We start from the raw sequence: 15,836 nt of genomic DNA on the forward strand, positions 1-15,836 counted from the left end.
GATGACCACCACCACCCCCGACTGCTGCGCCGGCTTCGAGGCCGCGGCCGCGTCGCGCCGCACCATGCTCAAGGGCGCCCTCGGCCTCGGCGCCGGGCTCGCCGCCACCCAGGTGTTCGGCGAGTCGGTGCTCCAGGCCAGCCACGCCGGCGTGCGCGGCGGCAACGTCCTGGTCGTGCTGTCGCTGCGCGGCGGCATCGACGGGCTCGGCGTCGTGGTGCCCCACGGCGCCGGCGCCGCCGACCAGATGCGCACCCTGCGCCCGACGACCAAGCTCGCCACCTCCGCCCTGGTGCGTCCCGACGCGATGTTCGGGCTGCACCCGAAGCTGGCACCGCTGGCGCCGCTCTGGGACTCGGGCGAGCTCGCCGCGATCCAGGCCGTCGGCCTGCCCGCCCCCAACCGCTCCCACTTCGCCGCCATCGAGGAGGTCGAGGACGCCGCCCCCGGGTCGCAGCTGCGCACCGGGTGGATCAACCGCATGATCGGCACGGCCAACACCTCGGGCGCGGTCTCCGCCAACGGCGGGGTGATGGACGCCGTGGGCCTGGGCCAGCCGTTCCCGACGACGGCCCTGACCGGCGACGCCCCCGTGCTGACCGCCAGCAGCCTCGACGGGCTCAAGGTCGCGGGCCTCGACGACGGCTACGTCACCGGCCGCTACGACAGCCTCGCGACCAGCTGGACCGGGGCGCAGGGTCCGTTGGCCCGGGCGGCACGCGAGGCCGTCGGGATCTCCCGCAGCACCAACGGCAAGATCTCGGGCGCGACGAGTGCGGCGGCGTACCCGAACGAGTGGTACGACCGCCCCTTCGCCGAGCCGCTCAAGAGCGCCGCGGGGCTGGTCCGCGCCGACCTCGGCACCGACGTGATCGCGATCGACGCCGGCTCGTGGGACTACCACAACAACTACGGCACGGCCGACTGGGGCAGCATGCAGACGAGCCTCTCCGGCCTCGCCCGCTCGCTGGCGGCGTTCTTCGCCGACCTCGGTCCGCTGCGCTCCCGCGTCACGGTGGTCACGATCAGCGAGTTCGGCCGCCGCGTGCGCGAGAACGGCAACGCCGGGTTCGACCACGGCTGGGCCAACATGATGCTGGTGATGGGCGGCGGCGTGAAGGGCGGCAAGTACTACGGCCGCTGGCCGGGCCTGGCCGAGTCCGAGCAGGTCGACGGCGACCTCAAGGTCACCACGGACTACCGCTCGGTGCTGTGGGAGATCGTCGAGCGGCGCTTCGCCCACCGCTCGCTGCCGACGATGTTCCCGGGGTTCAACGACCTCAGCCGGCTCGGCTTCATGGCCTGAGCGGGGAGTCCAGGCCCCTGGCGCGGGTGCGTTCCGAAACGTACCTTTCATCCATGCGCCGCGCCCGCTCCCGGGTGGCCGCCCTCGGGGCCGCCACGCTCTCCGCCGTCCTCACCGCCACCTTCCTCCCCTCGGCGTCGCCGTCGGTGTCGGCAGTGCCGGCCCTGCGGGTCAGCACGGTGGTCGGGGGCCTGTCCCAGCCGTGGGACGTCGCCCCGCTGCCGGACGGGTCGCTGCTCGTCACCGAGCGCGACAGTCGGCGGCTGCTGCGCGTCGTCGACGGCGTGGCGCGGCCGGTGTCGTACCCCTCGAGCAGCGTCTGGGTCTCCGGCGAGACGGGCCTGATGGGCCTCGTGGTCGACCCGGCGTTCGCCAGCAACCGCCGCTTCTACACCTGCCAGGGCGGGTTCAACAGCGCGGTGCGCGGCGGTCACGACGTCCGCGTCGTGGCCTGGCGGCTCTCCGACGACGCCACCAGCGCGACCCAGTCGGCCGTCGTCGTGAAGGGGCTGCCCGCCACCTCGGGTCGCCACGGCGGCTGCCGGCTGCTGATGACGCCGACCAACCGCCTGCTGATCGGCACCGGTGACGCCGCCGTCGGCACCAACCCGCGCAACCTGCGCTCGCTCGGCGGCAAGGTGCTGCGGGTCGACCGCATGACCGGGGCGCCGGCGCCGGGCAACCCCTGGCCCAAGAACGCGAGCCTCGACCGCCGCAAGGTCCTGACCTACGGCCACCGCAACGTGCAGGGCCTCGCCGTGCGCGGCTCCGAGCTGTGGTCGGTGGAGCACGGCAGCTCGCGAGACGACGAGGTCAACCGCCTCGCCGCCGGCGGCGACTACGGCTGGAACCCCGTCCCCGGCTACAACGAGTCGCGGCCCATGACCGACGGCGGGCTCCCCGGCACCCAGCGCGCCGCCAAGTGGCGCTCGGGGTCGACCACGATCGCCACCTCCGGCGCCGCCTTCGTGACCGGCAGCCGGTGGGGCGACCTCACCGGCACGCTCGCGGTCGCCGCGCTCAAGGGCCAGCGGATGCTGTTCCTGCGCTTCGACGGCAGCGACCGGCTGCGGGCCACCACCGTGCCCGACGAGCTGCGGCGCTTCGGCCGGCTGCGCTCGGTCGTGCAGCTGCCCGGCGGCGGCGACCTGCTGGTCACCACCGCCAACGGCGGCGGTCAGGACCGGGTCCTGCGCGTCACCCCCGGCTAGGTGGCGGTCAGGCGGGCCACGACCGCGACGGCGGCGAACCACGTCACGAAGCCACCCACCGCGAGCCACGGCACCCGGCGCGGGCGCGGCACGAACCACCTCGTCGCGAGCCCGAAGAGCACCAGCCACAGCGCGACGGACCCCACCGTCAGCCACCAGGGCAGGTAGGGCGCCGCCGCGAGGTAGCAGAACAGCAGGCACGCCAGCGCCCCCATGCCGACGAACCCGGCGCGGGGCACCGGCGGCGGCGGGCCGGGCGGGCCGGGGCGCGGGCCGGGTGGCTGGTCGGGCACGGCGAACACCCTACGGAGCGGCCCGCTTGGACCTAGGCTGAGGCGCGCCGACGTCCCATCCGTCACGTCCGTCACTCGGGAGCCCTCATGCACCACCCCGTCGTACGCCGCCCCGCCCTCGCGTCGCTGCTGCTCGCCCTGATCGTGGGGCCCCTCGCCGCACCGGCCGGGGCCGACGAGCCGGACCCCGCCCCGGGGCCCGTCGCCACCACCCTGCGCCTCACCGCGCCCGCGAAGGTGGTCGACGAGAAGTCCGCGACGCTCGCCGCCACCTGGCGCACCGCCGACGGCGCGCCCGTGGTCGGCGGCTCGCTGGTCTTCGAGCAGAAGTCCGGCACGACGTGGAAGGCCGCCGGACGGCGCACGAGCGGTGACGACGGCACGGCCCGGCTCGAGGTCGCGCCGCGCACCGACTCGGTGTGGCGCGTCCGCGGCGCGGCCGGCTCCTCCGCGGGCGTGGCCTGGCGGGCGGCGACCTCGGGCACGGCGGCGATCGACAACGTGCCTCCCGGCACACCGGTCAGGCTCGACGGCCCGCGGCCCACGCGGCTCGCGGCCCAGGCGCGGGCGTCAGGCGCGGGCGTCAACGCCGTGGTCACCACGGTGCCCACCAGCACGTGGCGCTCCATGGTCGGTCGCAGCTGGCACCAGGGCTGCCCGGTGGGCCGCAGCGGCCTGCGGCTGCTCCGCTTCAACTATTGGGCCTTCGACGGCTACCGTCGCCGCGGCGAGCTGGTGATGAGCTCGGCGGTCGTCCACCGCGCCGCCGCGGCGCTGGGCGACATGTACCGCGCGGACTTGCCGCTGCGCAGCGTCTACCGCGTCGACCGGTTCGGCTGGAGCAAGCGGCTCCGGGGTGCCGACGACTACAAGTCGATGCGCGCCGACAACACCTCGGCCTTCAACTGCCGCGACGTGGTCAACCGGCCCGGGGTGCGCTCGCCGCACGCGTCCGGCCGCGCCATCGACATGAACCCGTGGGAGAACCCCTACCGCTCGCGCACCGGCTGGGTGCCGAACACCTACTGGGTCGACCGCTCGCACCCCCGGGTGGCGTGGCGCTCGCTGCAGCACCCGGTCGTCAAGATCTGGCGCGACCACGGGTTCCGCTGGACCTACGGCACCGGCGACAGCCAGCACTGGGACGGCCGCCGGGCGCCCCGGCTGCAGGGGTCGTTCGTGGGCTGAGCGGCCTCGCTCCCCTGCGTCAGTCCTCCTGGGCCTCGTCGTTCCACGCGGGGTCGTTGTCCCACTCCTCGTTGCGCTCCTCGACCTTGTCGAGCGCGCGCGAGGCCTCGGCCTCGGTGTCGTAGGGACCGAGCCGGTCCGAGTTGCGGCAACCCTGGCGCGGCTCGACGCGGTGGTGCTTCAGGCAGTACCAGAAGTCGCTCATGGCGCCGAAACTACACTCGCGCGGTGCCTCCGACAGCCCTCGTGACCCCCGGCCGCGTCTCGCCGCGACGTCCCGTGCCTGCGCACGTTCTGCGGCCCGAGTACGTCGACCGCCCGGCGCCCGCGCCGTACGACGGCCCCGAGGTCAAGGACGCCGGCACGATCGAGCGGATGCGGGCCGCGGGCCGGCTGGCCGCCCAGGCGCGCGACCTCGTCGGCACGCACGTGCGACCCGGCGTCACCACCGACGAGCTCGACCGCCTCGGCCACGAGTTCCTCTGCGACCACGGCGCCTACCCCTCCACCCTCGGCTACCGCGGCTTCCCGAAGTCGTTGTGCGCGAGCGTCAACGAGGTCGTGTGCCACGGCATCCCCGACAGCTCGGTGGTGCAGGACGGCGACATCGTCAACATCGACGTGACCGCCTTCCTCGACGGCGTGCACGGCGACACCAACGCCACGTTCCTGACCCCCGGGGTCGACGAGGAGGTGCGGCTGCTCGTCGAGCGCACCGAGGAGGCCCTGCGCCGCGCGATCGACGCCGTCAGGCCCGGCCGACGTCTCAACGTCGTCGGTCGCGTGATCGAGTCCTACGCCCGCCGCTTCGGCTACGGCGTCGTCCGCGAGTTCACCGGGCACGGCATCGGCACGTCGTTCCACAGTGGGCTCGTCGTGCCCCACCACGACGACCCCGAGGCCGACCTCGAGCTGCTGCCCGGCATGACGTTCACGATCGAGCCGATGCTCAACCTCGGCACGCCCGAGTGGGACATGTGGGACGACGGCTGGACCGTGGTGACGCGCGACCGCCGCCCGTCGGCCCAGTTCGAGCACACGCTGCTGGTCACCGGTGACGGAGCCGACGTCCTCACCCTGGCGTGACCCTGGCGTGACGGGGAGTCGCTAGGGTCACGACCGTGACGGGCATCTTCGAGGACTACGGGGCCCACACGGGTGCGGCCTTCGACGAGATGTACGACGGCGAGGCCCTGCGCACGCCCTACACCCGGGTGCACCCCTCCCTGCAGTCCATGGGGCGCTCCGAGCTGCAGGGTCGCGTCGAGGCGTTGCAGTCGAGCTACCTCGACCAGGGCGTGACCTTCGACATCGGCGGCGAGGAACGGGCCTTCCCGCTCGACGTGCTGCCGCGTGTCATCGAGATGGACGCCTGGTCGCGCGTCGAGGCGGGCGTGCAGCAGCGGGTGCAGACGCTCGAGCGGTTCCTCGCCGACGTCTACGACGAGGGCCAGGTGCTCGAGGACGGCGTGGTGCCCCGCGGCGTCATCACCAGCTCCTCGCACTTCCACCGGGCTGCCGCGGGCATCGAGCCGCCCAACGGCGTGCGGGTGCACGTCAGCGGCATCGACCTGATTCGCGACGACGACGGCGAGTTCCGCGTCCTGGAGGACAACGTCCGGGTGCCCTCCGGCGTCTCCTACGTGATGACCAACCGTCGCGCGATCGCCGCGGCGCTGCCGGAGGTCTTCGGCGAGCACCGCATCCGGCCCGTCGCCGGCTACCCCCAGAAGCTGCTGACCGCGCTCCGCGCCGCCGCGCCCGCCGGTGTCACCGACCCGACCGTGGTGGTGCTGACGCCCGGCGTCTTCAACGGCGCCTACTTCGAGCACGCGCTGCTCGCCCGCACCATGGGCGTCGAGCTCGTCGAGGGCCGTGACCTCGAGTGTCGGCGCGGGCGCGTCATGATGCGCACCACCCAGGGCCTCGAGCCGGTGCACGTCATCTACCGCCGCGTCGACGACGAGTTCCTCGACCCGGTCCACTTCCGCAGCTCCTCGCTGCTGGGCTGCTCGGGCCTCATCAACGCCGCCCGCTCCGGCAACGTCACCATCGCCAACGCCATCGGCAACGGCGTCGCCGACGACAAGCTGATCTACACCTACCTGCCCGACCTCGTGCGCTACTACCTCGGCGAGGAGCCGGTGCTGCGCAACGTCGACACCTGGCGGCTCGGCGACGCCGACCACCGCGAGGAGGTCATGGACCGCCTCGACGAGCTCGTGCTCAAGCCGGTCGACGGCTCGGGCGGCAAGGGCATCGTCATCGGGCCGCAGGCCAGCCGCGACGAGCTCGACGACCTGCGGGTCAAGGTGCTCGCCGACCCCCGGGCGTGGATCGCCCAGCCCGTCGTCCAGCTCTCGACGGTGCCGACGTACGTCGACGGCGTCATGCGGCCGCGCCACGTCGACCTGCGCCCCTTCGCCGTCAACGACGGCAACCGGGTGTGGGTCCTGCCCGGCGGGTTGACGCGCGTCGCGCTCGGCGAGGGCGAGCTCATCGTCAACTCCTCGCGCGGCGGTGGCTCCAAGGACACCTGGGTGCTCGCCGGCGGCGCCGCCCGGGCGGTGCCCCGGGTCGAGGTCGCCCCTGCCGCGGTGCCGACGACCAGCCAGGACGCCGGCCCCGCCCTCGACACGTTCTCCTCGGCCCAGGACCAGCAGCAACAGCAGCAACAGCAGCAGCAGCAGGGAGGCACCTCGTGCTGAGCCGCATCGCGGAGTCGTTGTTCTGGATCGGCCGCTACGTCGAGCGGGCCGAGGACACCGCCCGGATCCTCGACGTGCAGACCCAGCTGATCCTCGAGGACCCCGGTGTCGACGAGGAGAGCACCTGCCGCAGCCTGCTGTCGATCATGGGCGTCGAGGCCGACCCCGGCACGCCGGTGACGACTGCGGAGATGCTGCGGGTGCTCGCCTACGACGTCGGCTCCCCCACCTCGATCGCGGCCACCCTCGCCGCCGCCCGCGAGAGCGCACGCCGGGCCCGCGAGACGTTGTCGACCTCGATGTGGGAGGCGATGAACACCACGTGGCGCGCGATCCCGTCGGGCCACTTCCGCTCGATGCGCCCGCCGGTGGCGTTCCGGTGGGTGCGCGACCGTGCGGCGCAGGTCAACGGCATCGCCGAGGCCACGATGACCCGCGACGAGGGCTACCAGTTCCTGGTGCTCGGCCGCTCCATCGAGCGGGCCGACATGACCTCGCGGCTGGTGGCGACGGCAGCGCTGGGGTCCGACTCCGCGTGGGGCACCTCGCTGCGGGCGTGCGGCGCCTACGAGGCCTTCCTGCGCACCTACCGCGGGCTCGAGACCGAGCGGGGCGCGGCGGAGTTCCTGCTGCTCGACCGCCTCTTTCCCCGCTCGGTGGTCTTCGGCCTGACCCAGGCCGAGCGCTGCCTCGAGAGCGTGGAGTCCGGCGGCACCCGCGCCGGCGTGCAGAACGAGGCGCAGCGCCTGCTCGGTCGCACCCGCGCCGAGCTCGAGTACCGCTCGCTGTCCGACGTCGTCGCCGAGCTGCCCGCCGAGATGGAGCGCCTGCAGCGCACCTGCGCCCTCGCGACCGACGCCATCACCCGCCGCTACTTCGCCGGCGCCGAGGCCACCGAGTGGCACGGCGTGCGGGCGTGACCCGGGAGTCCCCATGAGCATGCAGCTGCGGATCGTCCACACGACCGGCTTCGAGTACGACGGCAAGGCCAACTCGTCCTTCAACGAGGCGCGGCTGACCCCGCAGACCTCGCCGGGGCAGATCGTCGTGCACAGCCGGGTCGAGGTCTCCCCCACCCCGTGGACCTACACCTACCGCGACTACTGGGGTGCGCAGGTCACCGCCTTCGAGGTGCTCGACCCCCACCACGCGCTGACCGTGGTCGGCACCGCCACGGTGCACACCGACCGGGTGCCCGCCGGCGAGCCGTCGCTGTCGTGGGAGCAGCTGCGCGCGCCCGAGGAGGCCGACCGCCACGTCGAGTACCTCGTGCTGCCCCAGCGCGTGGCCCCCGCGCCCGACCTCGCGGCCCGGGCGCGCGAGATCGCGGCTGCGAGCGCCACACCCGGCGAGGCCGCGGCCCGGGTCTGCGCCGTCGTGTACGACGAGGTCAAGTACGTCTCCGGCTCGACGACGGTCGACGCCGCCGCGGCGCACTCGTGGGAGCGGCGTACCGGCGTGTGCCAGGACATGGCCCACATCTCCATCGGCGCCCTGCGCAGCGTCGGCATCCCGGCCCGCTACGTCTCCGGCTACCTCCACCCGCGCCTCGAGCCCGAGGTCGGCGAGCCTGCACGCGGCGAGTCGCACGCCTGGGTCGAGTGGTGGGACGACGGCTGGCGGGGCTACGACCCCACCAACGCCACCGAGCCCGGCGACCGGCACGTCGTGACCGCCACCGGTCGCGACTACAACGACGTCAAGCCGCTCTCGGGCATCTTCTCCGGCTCCGGCACGTCCCGGATGTTCGTCGACGTGCAGGTCACCCGGCTGGCCTAGGACCCGCCCCAGCGGGCACCCAGGGTCATGCCGCAGCTGCCCGCTCCCCCGTCGCCGACCGACGGCGCGACCCCCGACGACGTCGCCGCCTGGGTGGCCGAGCACCTGGGCGACCTGACGCTCGAGGGCGCGGACGGCGTGCGGCCGGGAGCCGTCCGGGGTGGTCAGACGGCGGCCGACGTCGCCCTGGCCGGCCTCGACGTGGCCGGCTACGCCCGCTCGCGCAGCACCGTGCTGCCGGAGTCGCGCCGCGGTGCGACGCGGGTGTCGCCGTACGTGCGCCACGGGCTGCTGCCGCTACGCACGGTCTGGGACGCGGTGTCGGGGGCACCGGGACGCGATCGCTTCCGCTACCGCGAGGAGCTGATGTGGCAGGAGTACTCCCGTCACGTCTACGCCCGCGCTGGCCGCGCGACGGGGCAGCCGCTGCGCCGCGAGCAGCCCGTCCCGGTCGCGGGGTGGTCGCGAGAGCCCTGGCCGCGCGAGATGGCCTGCATGGACCTCGTCGTCGGCGGGCTCGAGGACGACGGCTGGCTGGTCAACCAGACCCGCATGTGGGCGGCCTCGCAGTGGGCGGTGCGGGCCGGGGCCGACTGGCGCGAGGGCGAGGACGCCTTCTTCACCCACCTGCTCGACGGCTCGCGCGCCGCCAACCGGCTGGGCTGGCAGTGGACGGTCGGCACCGGCAGGTCCAAGCCCTACGGCTTCAGCCGCTGGCAGGTCGAGAAGCGCTCGCCGCAGCTGTGCCGCGGCTGCGCGCTCCGCGACGACTGCCCGGTGCAGGACTGGCCCGACAGCACGCCCGGCGGCCCTGTCGACGGCGCGCCCGACCTCGGCCGCGGGCCGACGCCCGCCGGCCCCGACGCCTCACCGTTGGTCGACGCCGAGGCCGTGTGGCTGACCGCCGAGTCGCTGGGCGTGGACGACCCCGCGCTCGCGGCCGACCCCGACCGCGTCGCCGTCTTCTGCTTCGACGAGCCGCTCCTCGCCCGGCTGCGGCTCTCCGGCAAGCGGCTGGTGTTCCTCGCCGAGACCCTCGGCGAGCTGGCCACCACCCGGCCGCTGGAGGTGCGCCGCGGCCGGGTCACCGACGAGCTGGCCGGGCGCACCCTGGCCGCCACCTGGGCGCCGGTCCCCGGCTTCGCCGACCGCTCGGCGCGGCTCGACGTCACCGAGCTGCACCCCTGGCCGTGGCTGGTGCGCCCGCGCGAGGCGCCGCTGCGATCGTTCTCGGCCTGGCGCAAGGCGGTCGGCAACCCGCGCTGAGCGGTCGCGCGTGGTGGCGTCCCCTGAGGCAGACCGGTCGCCGCCGACGTGTCCGCTGCGTCCCGGACCAGACGGGGCACCCCGGCTGCCCGGTTCGCGCTCCGGCCTGCGTCCAGGTCACTGCGGCGCCGAGTGGCTGCGTGCCGGGTCTCGGCGACGCGGGACCGAGGAGCGGGGTACGGGTCGCCCATGACGACCGCGCCGACCGTGCCCGACCCGCTCGACCCCGGCATCGACCCCGACGAGCAGCAGCCCGCGCCCCCGCCCGACGAGGTCCCCGACCCGGTGCCCGGCGCCGACCCGGTGCCGCCTGCGTCGTGACCGCGTGACGACCGCCCACCGATGAGTCGGCGGTCGGGCGCGGGTCCCTCCCCCATGATCGACCTGCACCCCACCAGCGACCGCACCGCCGCGATCGTCGCCGGACTCGCCGACGACGACCTCGACCGACCCACCGTCGCGGGCAGCGTGCGGCAGGTGCTGCTGCACCTGCTCGGGCTCAGCGAGGCCTTCCGTGACGCGGCGTCGAAGTCCCTCGGCGCGAGCACGGACCAGCCACCCGCCCCGCTCGACGGTCCCCTTCCGGACGGCTGGCGCGACCTCGTGCGCACGCGGCTGACCGAGCTCGCCGACGCCTGGGACGACCCGGCCGCCTGGGAGGGCATGACCCGCGCGGGAGGCATCGACCTCCCCGGCGAGGTGTGCGGGCTGGTCGCCCTCGACGAGGTGCTGCTGCACGGCTGGGACCTCGCGGCCGCGACCGGGGCGGCGTACGACCCGACCGACGCGGAGTGCGACGCCGTACTGCCCATCGTCAGCCCGTCGGAGCAGGTGCCGGACGGCTCGGACCGCGGCGGGCTGTTCGGCCCGGTGGTCCCGGTGCCCGACGACGCGTCGCGCTTCGAGCGCGTGCTGGGCCTCGCCGGCCGCGACCCGCGCCCCTGAGACGCGACGACGGGCGGGGAGCCTGGTGGCTCCGCGCCCGTCGCGGTCGTGCGCGTGGATCAGCGGCCGAGGCCGGCCTTGTCGACGGCCCGGTGGAAGCGCATGCCGGCGAGGCCGCCGAGCATGGCGCCGACGAGGCTCACGACCACGACTCCCACGAGGGCGACGACGGCTGCGAGGCTCAGGTCGGGGAGGCTGCCCGGGATCCGCGGGAAGCTGTTGAGCTGGTCGAGCACGTCGAACTGGGCGCCGCCGATCGCCCCGAGGATCGCGACGACGATCGCGGCCACGATCGACCAGGCGAAGACCGCGATGCCCTGGCGGGCGCCGTTGAAGCGCGCCATGCGGCCGGCGACGTAGCCGCCGCTGTAGTAGCTGACGAAGATGACGACGAGCACGAGGACGACCCCGGCCCAGCCGATCTGCTCGGCGGAGATGCCCTGGTTGCTGGCGGCGTCGGCCACCTCGGAGGCGCTCGAGACGAGGCCCACGCCGGCGCCGGCGGCGGCGATGAGCGCGGTCAGGATGACGCCCATGCCGGTGGCGGTCAGCCACCCGAAGAAGGCGGAGCCGATCTTGATGCCGCCGTACGCCTCCTTCTCGCGTGCGACGGTGGTCTTGCGATCGGCGACGGGCTCGCCGGTCCCGGTCGCCCGGGGGTCGGTGCTGGTCATGGTGGTCCTCCTCGGTCGGGGAAGCCGTCCGCGAAGGGCACGGACGTCAGGCTTACGGTGTAAGCCTTGTACTTGAGGAAGTAACCACTCTGGGCCCTCTTGACACAGCAGAAGCGTGCCCGTGGCGCTCCGGCACGACGTGGGCCTCGACCCTCAGGACCCGTTCCAGGTGTAGATGCGAGCCCAGTCCACCTCGAACGTCACCGGGTCGCGGTCGGCGCTCGGTGTCGGCAGCTTGCCGTCGATCCGCTTGATGACGTTCTGGAAGCCCATCCACATCACCTTGCCGGGGATGGCTTCGCCGGGCGAGGTGATGGTGTGGGTCGTCCGGCCGTTCAGCGTGAACGTGACCGAGGTCGGCGTCCACTCGACTCCCGCCACCTGCCACGCGGCGAAGTTCGCCTTCTGTACTGGAGCCGATATCTGTGGGTGCGACCCGCCGACCTGCTCTCCGTAGTGCAGCGTCTGGCGCATCTGACCGCGCTGGTCCCATGGCGACTCCCCGAAGATCTCGTAGAAGTCGAGCTCTCCGTCGACGGGCCACTTCCCGCCGGACTTGCCGTCGGGCCAGGTCAAGGCCGCAGCCCAGTGACCGAAGCCCTTCTCGTACCGGATGCGCGCCTCGTACTTGCCGTACCGGTTCTTGAAGGCGTCCTTCCAGCCGCCCACTCCCCCCGAGAGCCACCTGCCGTTGACGAAGCGGTTGTGGAGCTTGAGCGTGCCTCCGAAGACCTCGACCTGGCTGGGGTCCCACTGGGTGTCCGCCGAGCACCCGCACGTGGTCGTGAACGGCTCCCACTGGGTCTTGTCGAGGCCCGGGCCAGTGAAGTCGTCTTGCTTCTTCAGCGTGAAGTCGGGCTCCGTCGAGATCACCGTGAGCTTGGCCTGGCCCGACCTCGTCGGTGTCGTCACCCGATAGGTGAAGGTGTAGGTGCCCGTGCTCGGCACCTCCACCGACAGCTTCCACCCGTCGGTCGTCGCGATCGTCCCCGCGGGCTTGGACACCACGGAGAGCCGCTTGGGGGTGCCGGGCACGACGTCGTTCTGGACGACGTTCTTCGTCGCGGAGACGCCGGGCTCGACACGGATGGTCTCGCCCTTCATCGTGACCGCGGCCTCCTCGGCCGCCACCGGGCCCGGCACCACCACCGCGAGCGAGCCGAGGGCAACGGCCCCCACGACTCCCAGCCCTCGTGCCTTCGCGCGTGTGCTCCCCATGACTGCCTCCCGAGATCGTGCGCCGGCCGGTGCCGGCGCACGCAACCTAACCCGGGGACGGCCGTGCCCCCAGGGCTGTGGCGACAATCCGCCGCGCTCGAGGGTGCAGGCGGGTCGTGCGACGGCGCCCCTCGGCGCCGCAGGTCAGGGGTGTGGTGCGGACGGGCTGGCCTGTAGGCCGGGTTCTGTACGCCGCGGGCCTCACGGCACCGCGGGCGGCGACCATCCATCTCGGGGTGCCGTTGCCGACACCCTCCAGCGACCTACCCGCCAGCTCGGGCGGACCACCCTCGAGCGCTGGCTGTCTGGTCTTGCTCCGGGTGGGGTTTGCCTAGCCGCGACGGTCGCCCGTCGCGCTGGTGGTCTCTTGCACCACCGTTTCACCCTTGCCAGGACCCCGACGTGCGGAGCCTGGCGGTCTGTTCTCTGTGGCACTGATCCCGCGGGTCACCCCGGGTGGGCGTTGCCCACCACCCTGTCCTGTGGAGCCCGGACCTTCCTCGACACCCACCCCGGATCGCTCCGTGGTGCGTGACGCGGTCGCCCGGCCAGCCCGTCCGCTCCGAGCAGGATAGGCCCTCCTACGCTGTGCCGCGTGCTGGTGCTGCTGCCGCCCTCCGAGGGCAAGTCCGTCCCGCGTCGCGGCAAGCCCCTCGACCTCACCTCGCTGTCCTTCCCCGACCTCACGCAGGCCCGCGCCGAGGTCGTCGACGCGCTGGTCGCGCTGTGCCGCGACGACGCCGACTCGGCGAGCCACGTGCTCGGGCTCGGCCCCACCCAGACCGACGACGTACGTCGCAACGGCGCGCTGTGGGAGGCCCCCACCGTGCGCGCGGACGCGCTCTACACGGGCGTGCTCTACGACCACCTCGACCTCGCGACCCTCGACGCGGCCGCCCGCCGCCGCGCCACCCGCTGGCTCGCGGTCACCAGCTCGGTCTTCGGGCTGCTGCGTCCCGGCGACCGGGTGCCGTCGTACCGCCTCTCGGGCGACACCACGCTGCCCGACCTCGGCGGCGTCGCGGCCCACTGGCGTCGTGCGCTCGGCCCGGTCGCGCAGGAGGCCGCGGGCGGCGGGCTGGTCGTCGACCTGCGCTCGTCGACGTACGCCGCCTTCTGGCGGCCCGGCGCTGACCTCGCCCGCCGCGTGGCGACGGTGCGGGTGCTGCAGGAGCGCGACGGCCGACGAAGCGTGGTCAGCCACTTCAACAAGGCGACCAAGGGGCGGCTCGTGCGCGCCCTGCTCGAGCGCGGCGAGTCGCCCCGCACCCCGACGGCCCTCGCGACGCTGCTGACCGACCTGGGCTGGCACGTCGAGACCGAGCCGGAGAAGACCGGCACCCGCCTCGACGTGGTGGTCACCGAGGTCTGAGCGCCGGTCCCGGTCGGGCAGCGAGGTCAGCGAGACGTACGGCGGGTGCGGCGGGCGTGGAGGGCGAGGCCGCAGAAGCCCCAGGTGGTGGCGACGAACGACGCTGCCGCCGCGGCCTTGAAGGTCGGGCGCTGTGCCATGTCGCGGTCGAAGGCCATCGGCAGGAACGCCATCGCGTTGGTCCACGCCCCCACCTGCAGCGCCCGCTGGGCCGAGGCCGGGGCGTCGGGCACCGCCAGCCCGGCGGCGACGCTCGCCGTGCCGAGCATGGCGAGGTCGAGGTGCCACTGCCGGATCCGTGAGCCGTCGACGATGCCGAGGCGTCGCGCGAGGTCGGGCTGCTGCGTCACGAGCGTGTAGACCCAGCCCGACAGCGCGCCCGCGGCGAGCTCGGCCAGCCCCGACTCCACCAGCGGCGAGACCGGCCGCGTGCTCACAGGCCGACTCCCGTCGGGCGGCCGTTGAACAACCGCAGCTGCGGGTGGACGGCGCCGTCGTCGTCGGCGAAGTAGGTCAGCACGGTCACCGACGCGGGCGCCAGCTCCATCCGGTACGCCGCGTCGAGCGAGGCGCCGACCGCGTCGGCGACGAGCACCTTGATCGGGGTCACGTGGGAGACGACGACCACGGTGCGACCGGCGTGCTCGGCGAGCAGCCGGTCGCGCCCCTCCAGGACCCGGGTGCGTACGCCGGCGAGCGACTCGCCGCCGTGGGGCGCGGAGTCGGCGTCGCCCAGCCAGGCCGCGAGGTCGTCGGGGTGCTGCTCGTGCACCTCGGCGTAGGTCAGGCCGTCCCAGGACCCGAACTCCATCTCAGCGAAGGCGTCCTCGACGACCGGCTCGTGGGCGGTGGCCGACCCGAGCTGCTCGACGAGGACAGCGGCGGTCTCGCGGGTGCGGCGCACGGGCGAGGTGACGACGACGTCGAAGGAGTCGGCGAGCGGGGCGAGCCACGCACCGGTGGCCGCGGCCTGCTCGCGACCGGTCTCGTTGAGCGGCGGGTTGCTGCTCGCGAGGCCGCCCGAGAAGCGCTTGGCCACCGTGTGGTCGGTGACCCCGTGTCGCACGAGCACGAGCGTGGTCGACGAGGCCGGGCCGCCCCAGCCCCGGCTGGTCGTCACAGGCCGGACTCCGGGGTGCGCACCAGGATCCGGCTGCACTCCTCGCACCGCACCACGCGGTCCTCGGGGGCGGCGGCGATGGTGGCGAGGTCCGCGGGGTTGAGGGTGAGCCGGCAGCCCCCGCACTCGCGACGTCGCAGCGCCGCGGCGCCGACGCCGCCCTTCTGCGCCCGCAGCCGCTCGTAGAGCGTGACGAGGTCGTCCGGGAGGTCGGCGGCGACCGGCGAGCGCTGCGCCTCGACCTCCGCGAGCTCGGCCCGCAGGCCCTCCTGCTTCTCGTCGAGCTCGGCCTGGAGCTGGGACCGGTGGCCGTCGAGCTCGGCCAGGTCGGCCTCACGGGCGCTCAGGTCGGTCTGGGCCGACTCGAGCCGCTCCATCACCTCGAGCTCGACGTCCTCGAGCTCGCTGATGCGCCGCTGCAGCGACTGCTGCTCGCCCACCAGCCGGTCGAGCGCCTTGGGGTCGCCCACCGAGCCGCCGTCGAGGAGCTGCTGGTTGCGCGTGCGGCGCGTCTTGACCTGCTCGACGTCGGCGTCGGCCCGCTCCTGCTCAGCGGTGGTGTCGCTGACCACGACCCGCAGGTCGCGCACGGTGCCGTCGAGCTGCCCGCGTCGCTGGTCGACGTCGGCGAGCTTCACCGCCTCGGGCAGCGAGCCGAGCCGGGTGCGCAGGGCGTCGGCACGGGAGTCGAGCTCCTGCAGGTCGAGGAGTCGGAGCTGGGTGGCGGGATCGGCCTGCACGGGTGGTGGGTCCTCC

General features: G+C 74.0%; 18 protein-coding genes and 1 other RNA gene. 11 read left to right on the forward strand and 8 right to left on the reverse strand.

Annotation, left to right across the window (positions count from 1 at the left end; all coding sequences use genetic code 11):
• The first annotated feature begins 1 nt into the window (after position 1).
• Positions 2-1,306, forward strand: coding sequence for a DUF1501 domain-containing protein (locus ACYU8I_RS13555; protein WP_460841821.1), 1,305 nt, complete (start codon positions 2-4; stop codon positions 1,304-1,306).
• Between the two features lie 53 nt (positions 1,307-1,359).
• Positions 1,360-2,517, forward strand: coding sequence for a PQQ-dependent sugar dehydrogenase (locus ACYU8I_RS13560; RefSeq protein ID WP_460841693.1), 1,158 nt, complete (start codon positions 1,360-1,362; stop codon positions 2,515-2,517).
• Here the strand turns inward: ACYU8I_RS13560 and ACYU8I_RS13565 are convergent.
• A complete protein-coding gene (locus ACYU8I_RS13565; RefSeq protein ID WP_460841696.1) occupies positions 2,514-2,810 on the reverse strand; it encodes a hypothetical protein in 297 nt (98 codons plus the stop codon). The genes ACYU8I_RS13560 and ACYU8I_RS13565 overlap by 4 nt on opposite strands.
• Positions 2,811-2,897: 87 nt before the next feature.
• Here ACYU8I_RS13565 and ACYU8I_RS13570 point away from each other — a divergent pair, with 87 nt between their 5' ends.
• Entirely contained in the window at positions 2,898-3,998 is a 1,101-nt protein-coding gene (locus ACYU8I_RS13570; protein WP_460841698.1) for a M15 family metallopeptidase, read from the forward strand.
• Between the two features lie 19 nt (positions 3,999-4,017).
• Here ACYU8I_RS13570 and ACYU8I_RS13575 read toward each other — a convergent pair whose 3' ends face one another.
• A complete protein-coding gene (locus ACYU8I_RS13575; protein WP_460841701.1) occupies positions 4,018-4,203 on the reverse strand; it encodes a hypothetical protein in 186 nt (61 codons plus the stop codon).
• 23 nt (positions 4,204-4,226) lie between these two features.
• On the opposite strand from ACYU8I_RS13575, the gene map reads away from it, so the two are divergent.
• The 7 genes from map (at position 4,227) to ACYU8I_RS13610 (ending at position 10,696) form a co-directional block, all read left to right on the forward strand.
• The gene (map, locus tag ACYU8I_RS13580; RefSeq protein ID WP_460841702.1) at positions 4,227-5,084 is read left to right on the forward strand and encodes a type I methionyl aminopeptidase; all 858 of its coding nucleotides are present in this window, start codon (positions 4,227-4,229) and stop codon (positions 5,082-5,084) included.
• A gap of 35 nt (positions 5,085-5,119) precedes the next feature.
• A complete protein-coding gene (locus ACYU8I_RS13585; protein WP_460841704.1) occupies positions 5,120-6,706 on the forward strand; it encodes a circularly permuted type 2 ATP-grasp protein in 1,587 nt (528 codons plus the stop codon).
• On the forward strand, positions 6,700-7,626 hold the full coding sequence (locus ACYU8I_RS13590) for an alpha-E domain-containing protein (protein ID WP_460841706.1): 927 nt from the start codon (positions 6,700-6,702) through the stop codon (positions 7,624-7,626). Before ACYU8I_RS13585 ends, ACYU8I_RS13590 begins: the two co-directional genes overlap by 7 nt.
• A 13-nt stretch (positions 7,627-7,639) precedes the next feature.
• Entirely contained in the window at positions 7,640-8,485 is an 846-nt protein-coding gene (locus tag ACYU8I_RS13595; RefSeq protein ID WP_460841709.1) for a transglutaminase family protein, read from the forward strand.
• Positions 8,486-8,512: 27 nt separating this feature from the next.
• On the forward strand, positions 8,513-9,751 hold the full coding sequence (locus ACYU8I_RS13600; RefSeq protein WP_460841711.1) for an FAD-binding domain-containing protein: 1,239 nt from the start codon (positions 8,513-8,515) through the stop codon (positions 9,749-9,751).
• Positions 9,752-9,940: 189 nt separating this feature from the next.
• Positions 9,941-10,072, forward strand: coding sequence for a hypothetical protein (locus tag ACYU8I_RS13605; protein ID WP_460841713.1), 132 nt, complete (start codon positions 9,941-9,943; stop codon positions 10,070-10,072).
• A gap of 54 nt (positions 10,073-10,126) precedes the next feature.
• Complete coding sequence (locus tag ACYU8I_RS13610) at positions 10,127-10,696, forward strand: TIGR03086 family metal-binding protein (protein WP_460841715.1); 570 nt, start codon at positions 10,127-10,129, stop codon at positions 10,694-10,696.
• Positions 10,697-10,755: 59 nt separating this feature from the next.
• On the opposite strand, the gene ACYU8I_RS13615 is transcribed toward ACYU8I_RS13610, so the two are convergent.
• From ACYU8I_RS13615 to rnpB, 3 genes are all read right to left on the reverse strand, one after another.
• A complete protein-coding gene (locus ACYU8I_RS13615; protein ID WP_460841717.1) occupies positions 10,756-11,370 on the reverse strand; it encodes a hypothetical protein in 615 nt (204 codons plus the stop codon).
• 153 nt (positions 11,371-11,523) lie between these two features.
• Positions 11,524-12,549 (reverse strand): glycoside hydrolase family 16 protein, encoded by a 1,026-nt coding sequence (locus ACYU8I_RS13620; protein ID WP_460841719.1) that lies wholly within the window; start codon positions 12,547-12,549, stop codon positions 11,524-11,526.
• A 197-nt stretch (positions 12,550-12,746) separates the two neighbouring features.
• Positions 12,747-13,144: RNase P RNA component class A (gene rnpB / locus ACYU8I_RS13625), an RNA gene on the reverse strand.
• Positions 13,145-13,183: 39 nt separating this feature from the next.
• Between rnpB and yaaA the strand changes: the two genes are divergently transcribed.
• Positions 13,184-13,960, forward strand: a complete 777-nt coding sequence (gene yaaA, locus ACYU8I_RS13630; RefSeq protein WP_460841721.1) for a peroxide stress protein YaaA — start codon at positions 13,184-13,186, stop codon at positions 13,958-13,960.
• Positions 13,961-13,986: 26 nt separating this feature from the next.
• Here the strand turns inward: yaaA and ACYU8I_RS13635 are convergent, their stop codons facing one another.
• Genes ACYU8I_RS13635 through ACYU8I_RS13645 form a run of 3 tightly spaced genes read right to left on the reverse strand, consistent with a single transcriptional unit; the run spans position 13,987 to position 15,820 of the window.
• Positions 13,987-14,397 (reverse strand): hypothetical protein, encoded by a 411-nt coding sequence (locus ACYU8I_RS13635; RefSeq protein ID WP_460841723.1) that lies wholly within the window; start codon positions 14,395-14,397, stop codon positions 13,987-13,989.
• Positions 14,394-15,080 carry a histidine phosphatase family protein gene (locus ACYU8I_RS13640; protein WP_460841725.1) on the reverse strand — a complete coding sequence of 229 codons (687 nt, stop codon included), beginning with the start codon at positions 15,078-15,080 and terminating at the stop codon, positions 14,394-14,396. Before ACYU8I_RS13640 ends, ACYU8I_RS13635 begins: the two co-directional genes overlap by 4 nt.
• Positions 15,077-15,820: a zinc ribbon domain-containing protein gene (locus ACYU8I_RS13645; protein WP_460841727.1), complete on the reverse strand. Its 744-nt coding sequence runs from the start codon at positions 15,818-15,820 to the stop codon at positions 15,077-15,079. Before ACYU8I_RS13645 ends, ACYU8I_RS13640 begins: the two co-directional genes overlap by 4 nt.
• Positions 15,821-15,836: the final 16 nt, after the last annotated feature.

Source organism: Nocardioides marmoraquaticus (assembly GCF_054777915.1).

Excerpts from the sequence above, each read along its gene's own strand:
- ACYU8I_RS13555 (WP_460841821.1), top strand. The coding sequence starts at position 2 with ATGACCACCACCACCCCCGACTGCTGCGCCGGCTTCGAGGCCGCGGCC.
- ACYU8I_RS13610 (WP_460841715.1), top strand. The coding sequence starts at position 10,127 with ATGATCGACCTGCACCCCACCAGCGACCGCACCGCCGCGATCGTCGCC.
- ACYU8I_RS13575 (WP_460841701.1), bottom strand. The coding sequence starts at position 4,203 with ATGAGCGACTTCTGGTACTGCCTGAAGCACCACCGCGTCGAGCCGCGC.
- ACYU8I_RS13605 (WP_460841713.1), top strand. The coding sequence starts at position 9,941 with ATGACGACCGCGCCGACCGTGCCCGACCCGCTCGACCCCGGCATCGAC.
- ACYU8I_RS13560 (WP_460841693.1), top strand. The coding sequence starts at position 1,360 with ATGCGCCGCGCCCGCTCCCGGGTGGCCGCCCTCGGGGCCGCCACGCTC.
- ACYU8I_RS13570 (WP_460841698.1), top strand. The coding sequence starts at position 2,898 with ATGCACCACCCCGTCGTACGCCGCCCCGCCCTCGCGTCGCTGCTGCTC.
- ACYU8I_RS13615 (WP_460841717.1), bottom strand. The coding sequence starts at position 11,370 with ATGACCAGCACCGACCCCCGGGCGACCGGGACCGGCGAGCCCGTCGCC.
- ACYU8I_RS13600 (WP_460841711.1), top strand. The coding sequence starts at position 8,513 with ATGCCGCAGCTGCCCGCTCCCCCGTCGCCGACCGACGGCGCGACCCCC.
- ACYU8I_RS13595 (WP_460841709.1), top strand. The coding sequence starts at position 7,640 with ATGAGCATGCAGCTGCGGATCGTCCACACGACCGGCTTCGAGTACGAC.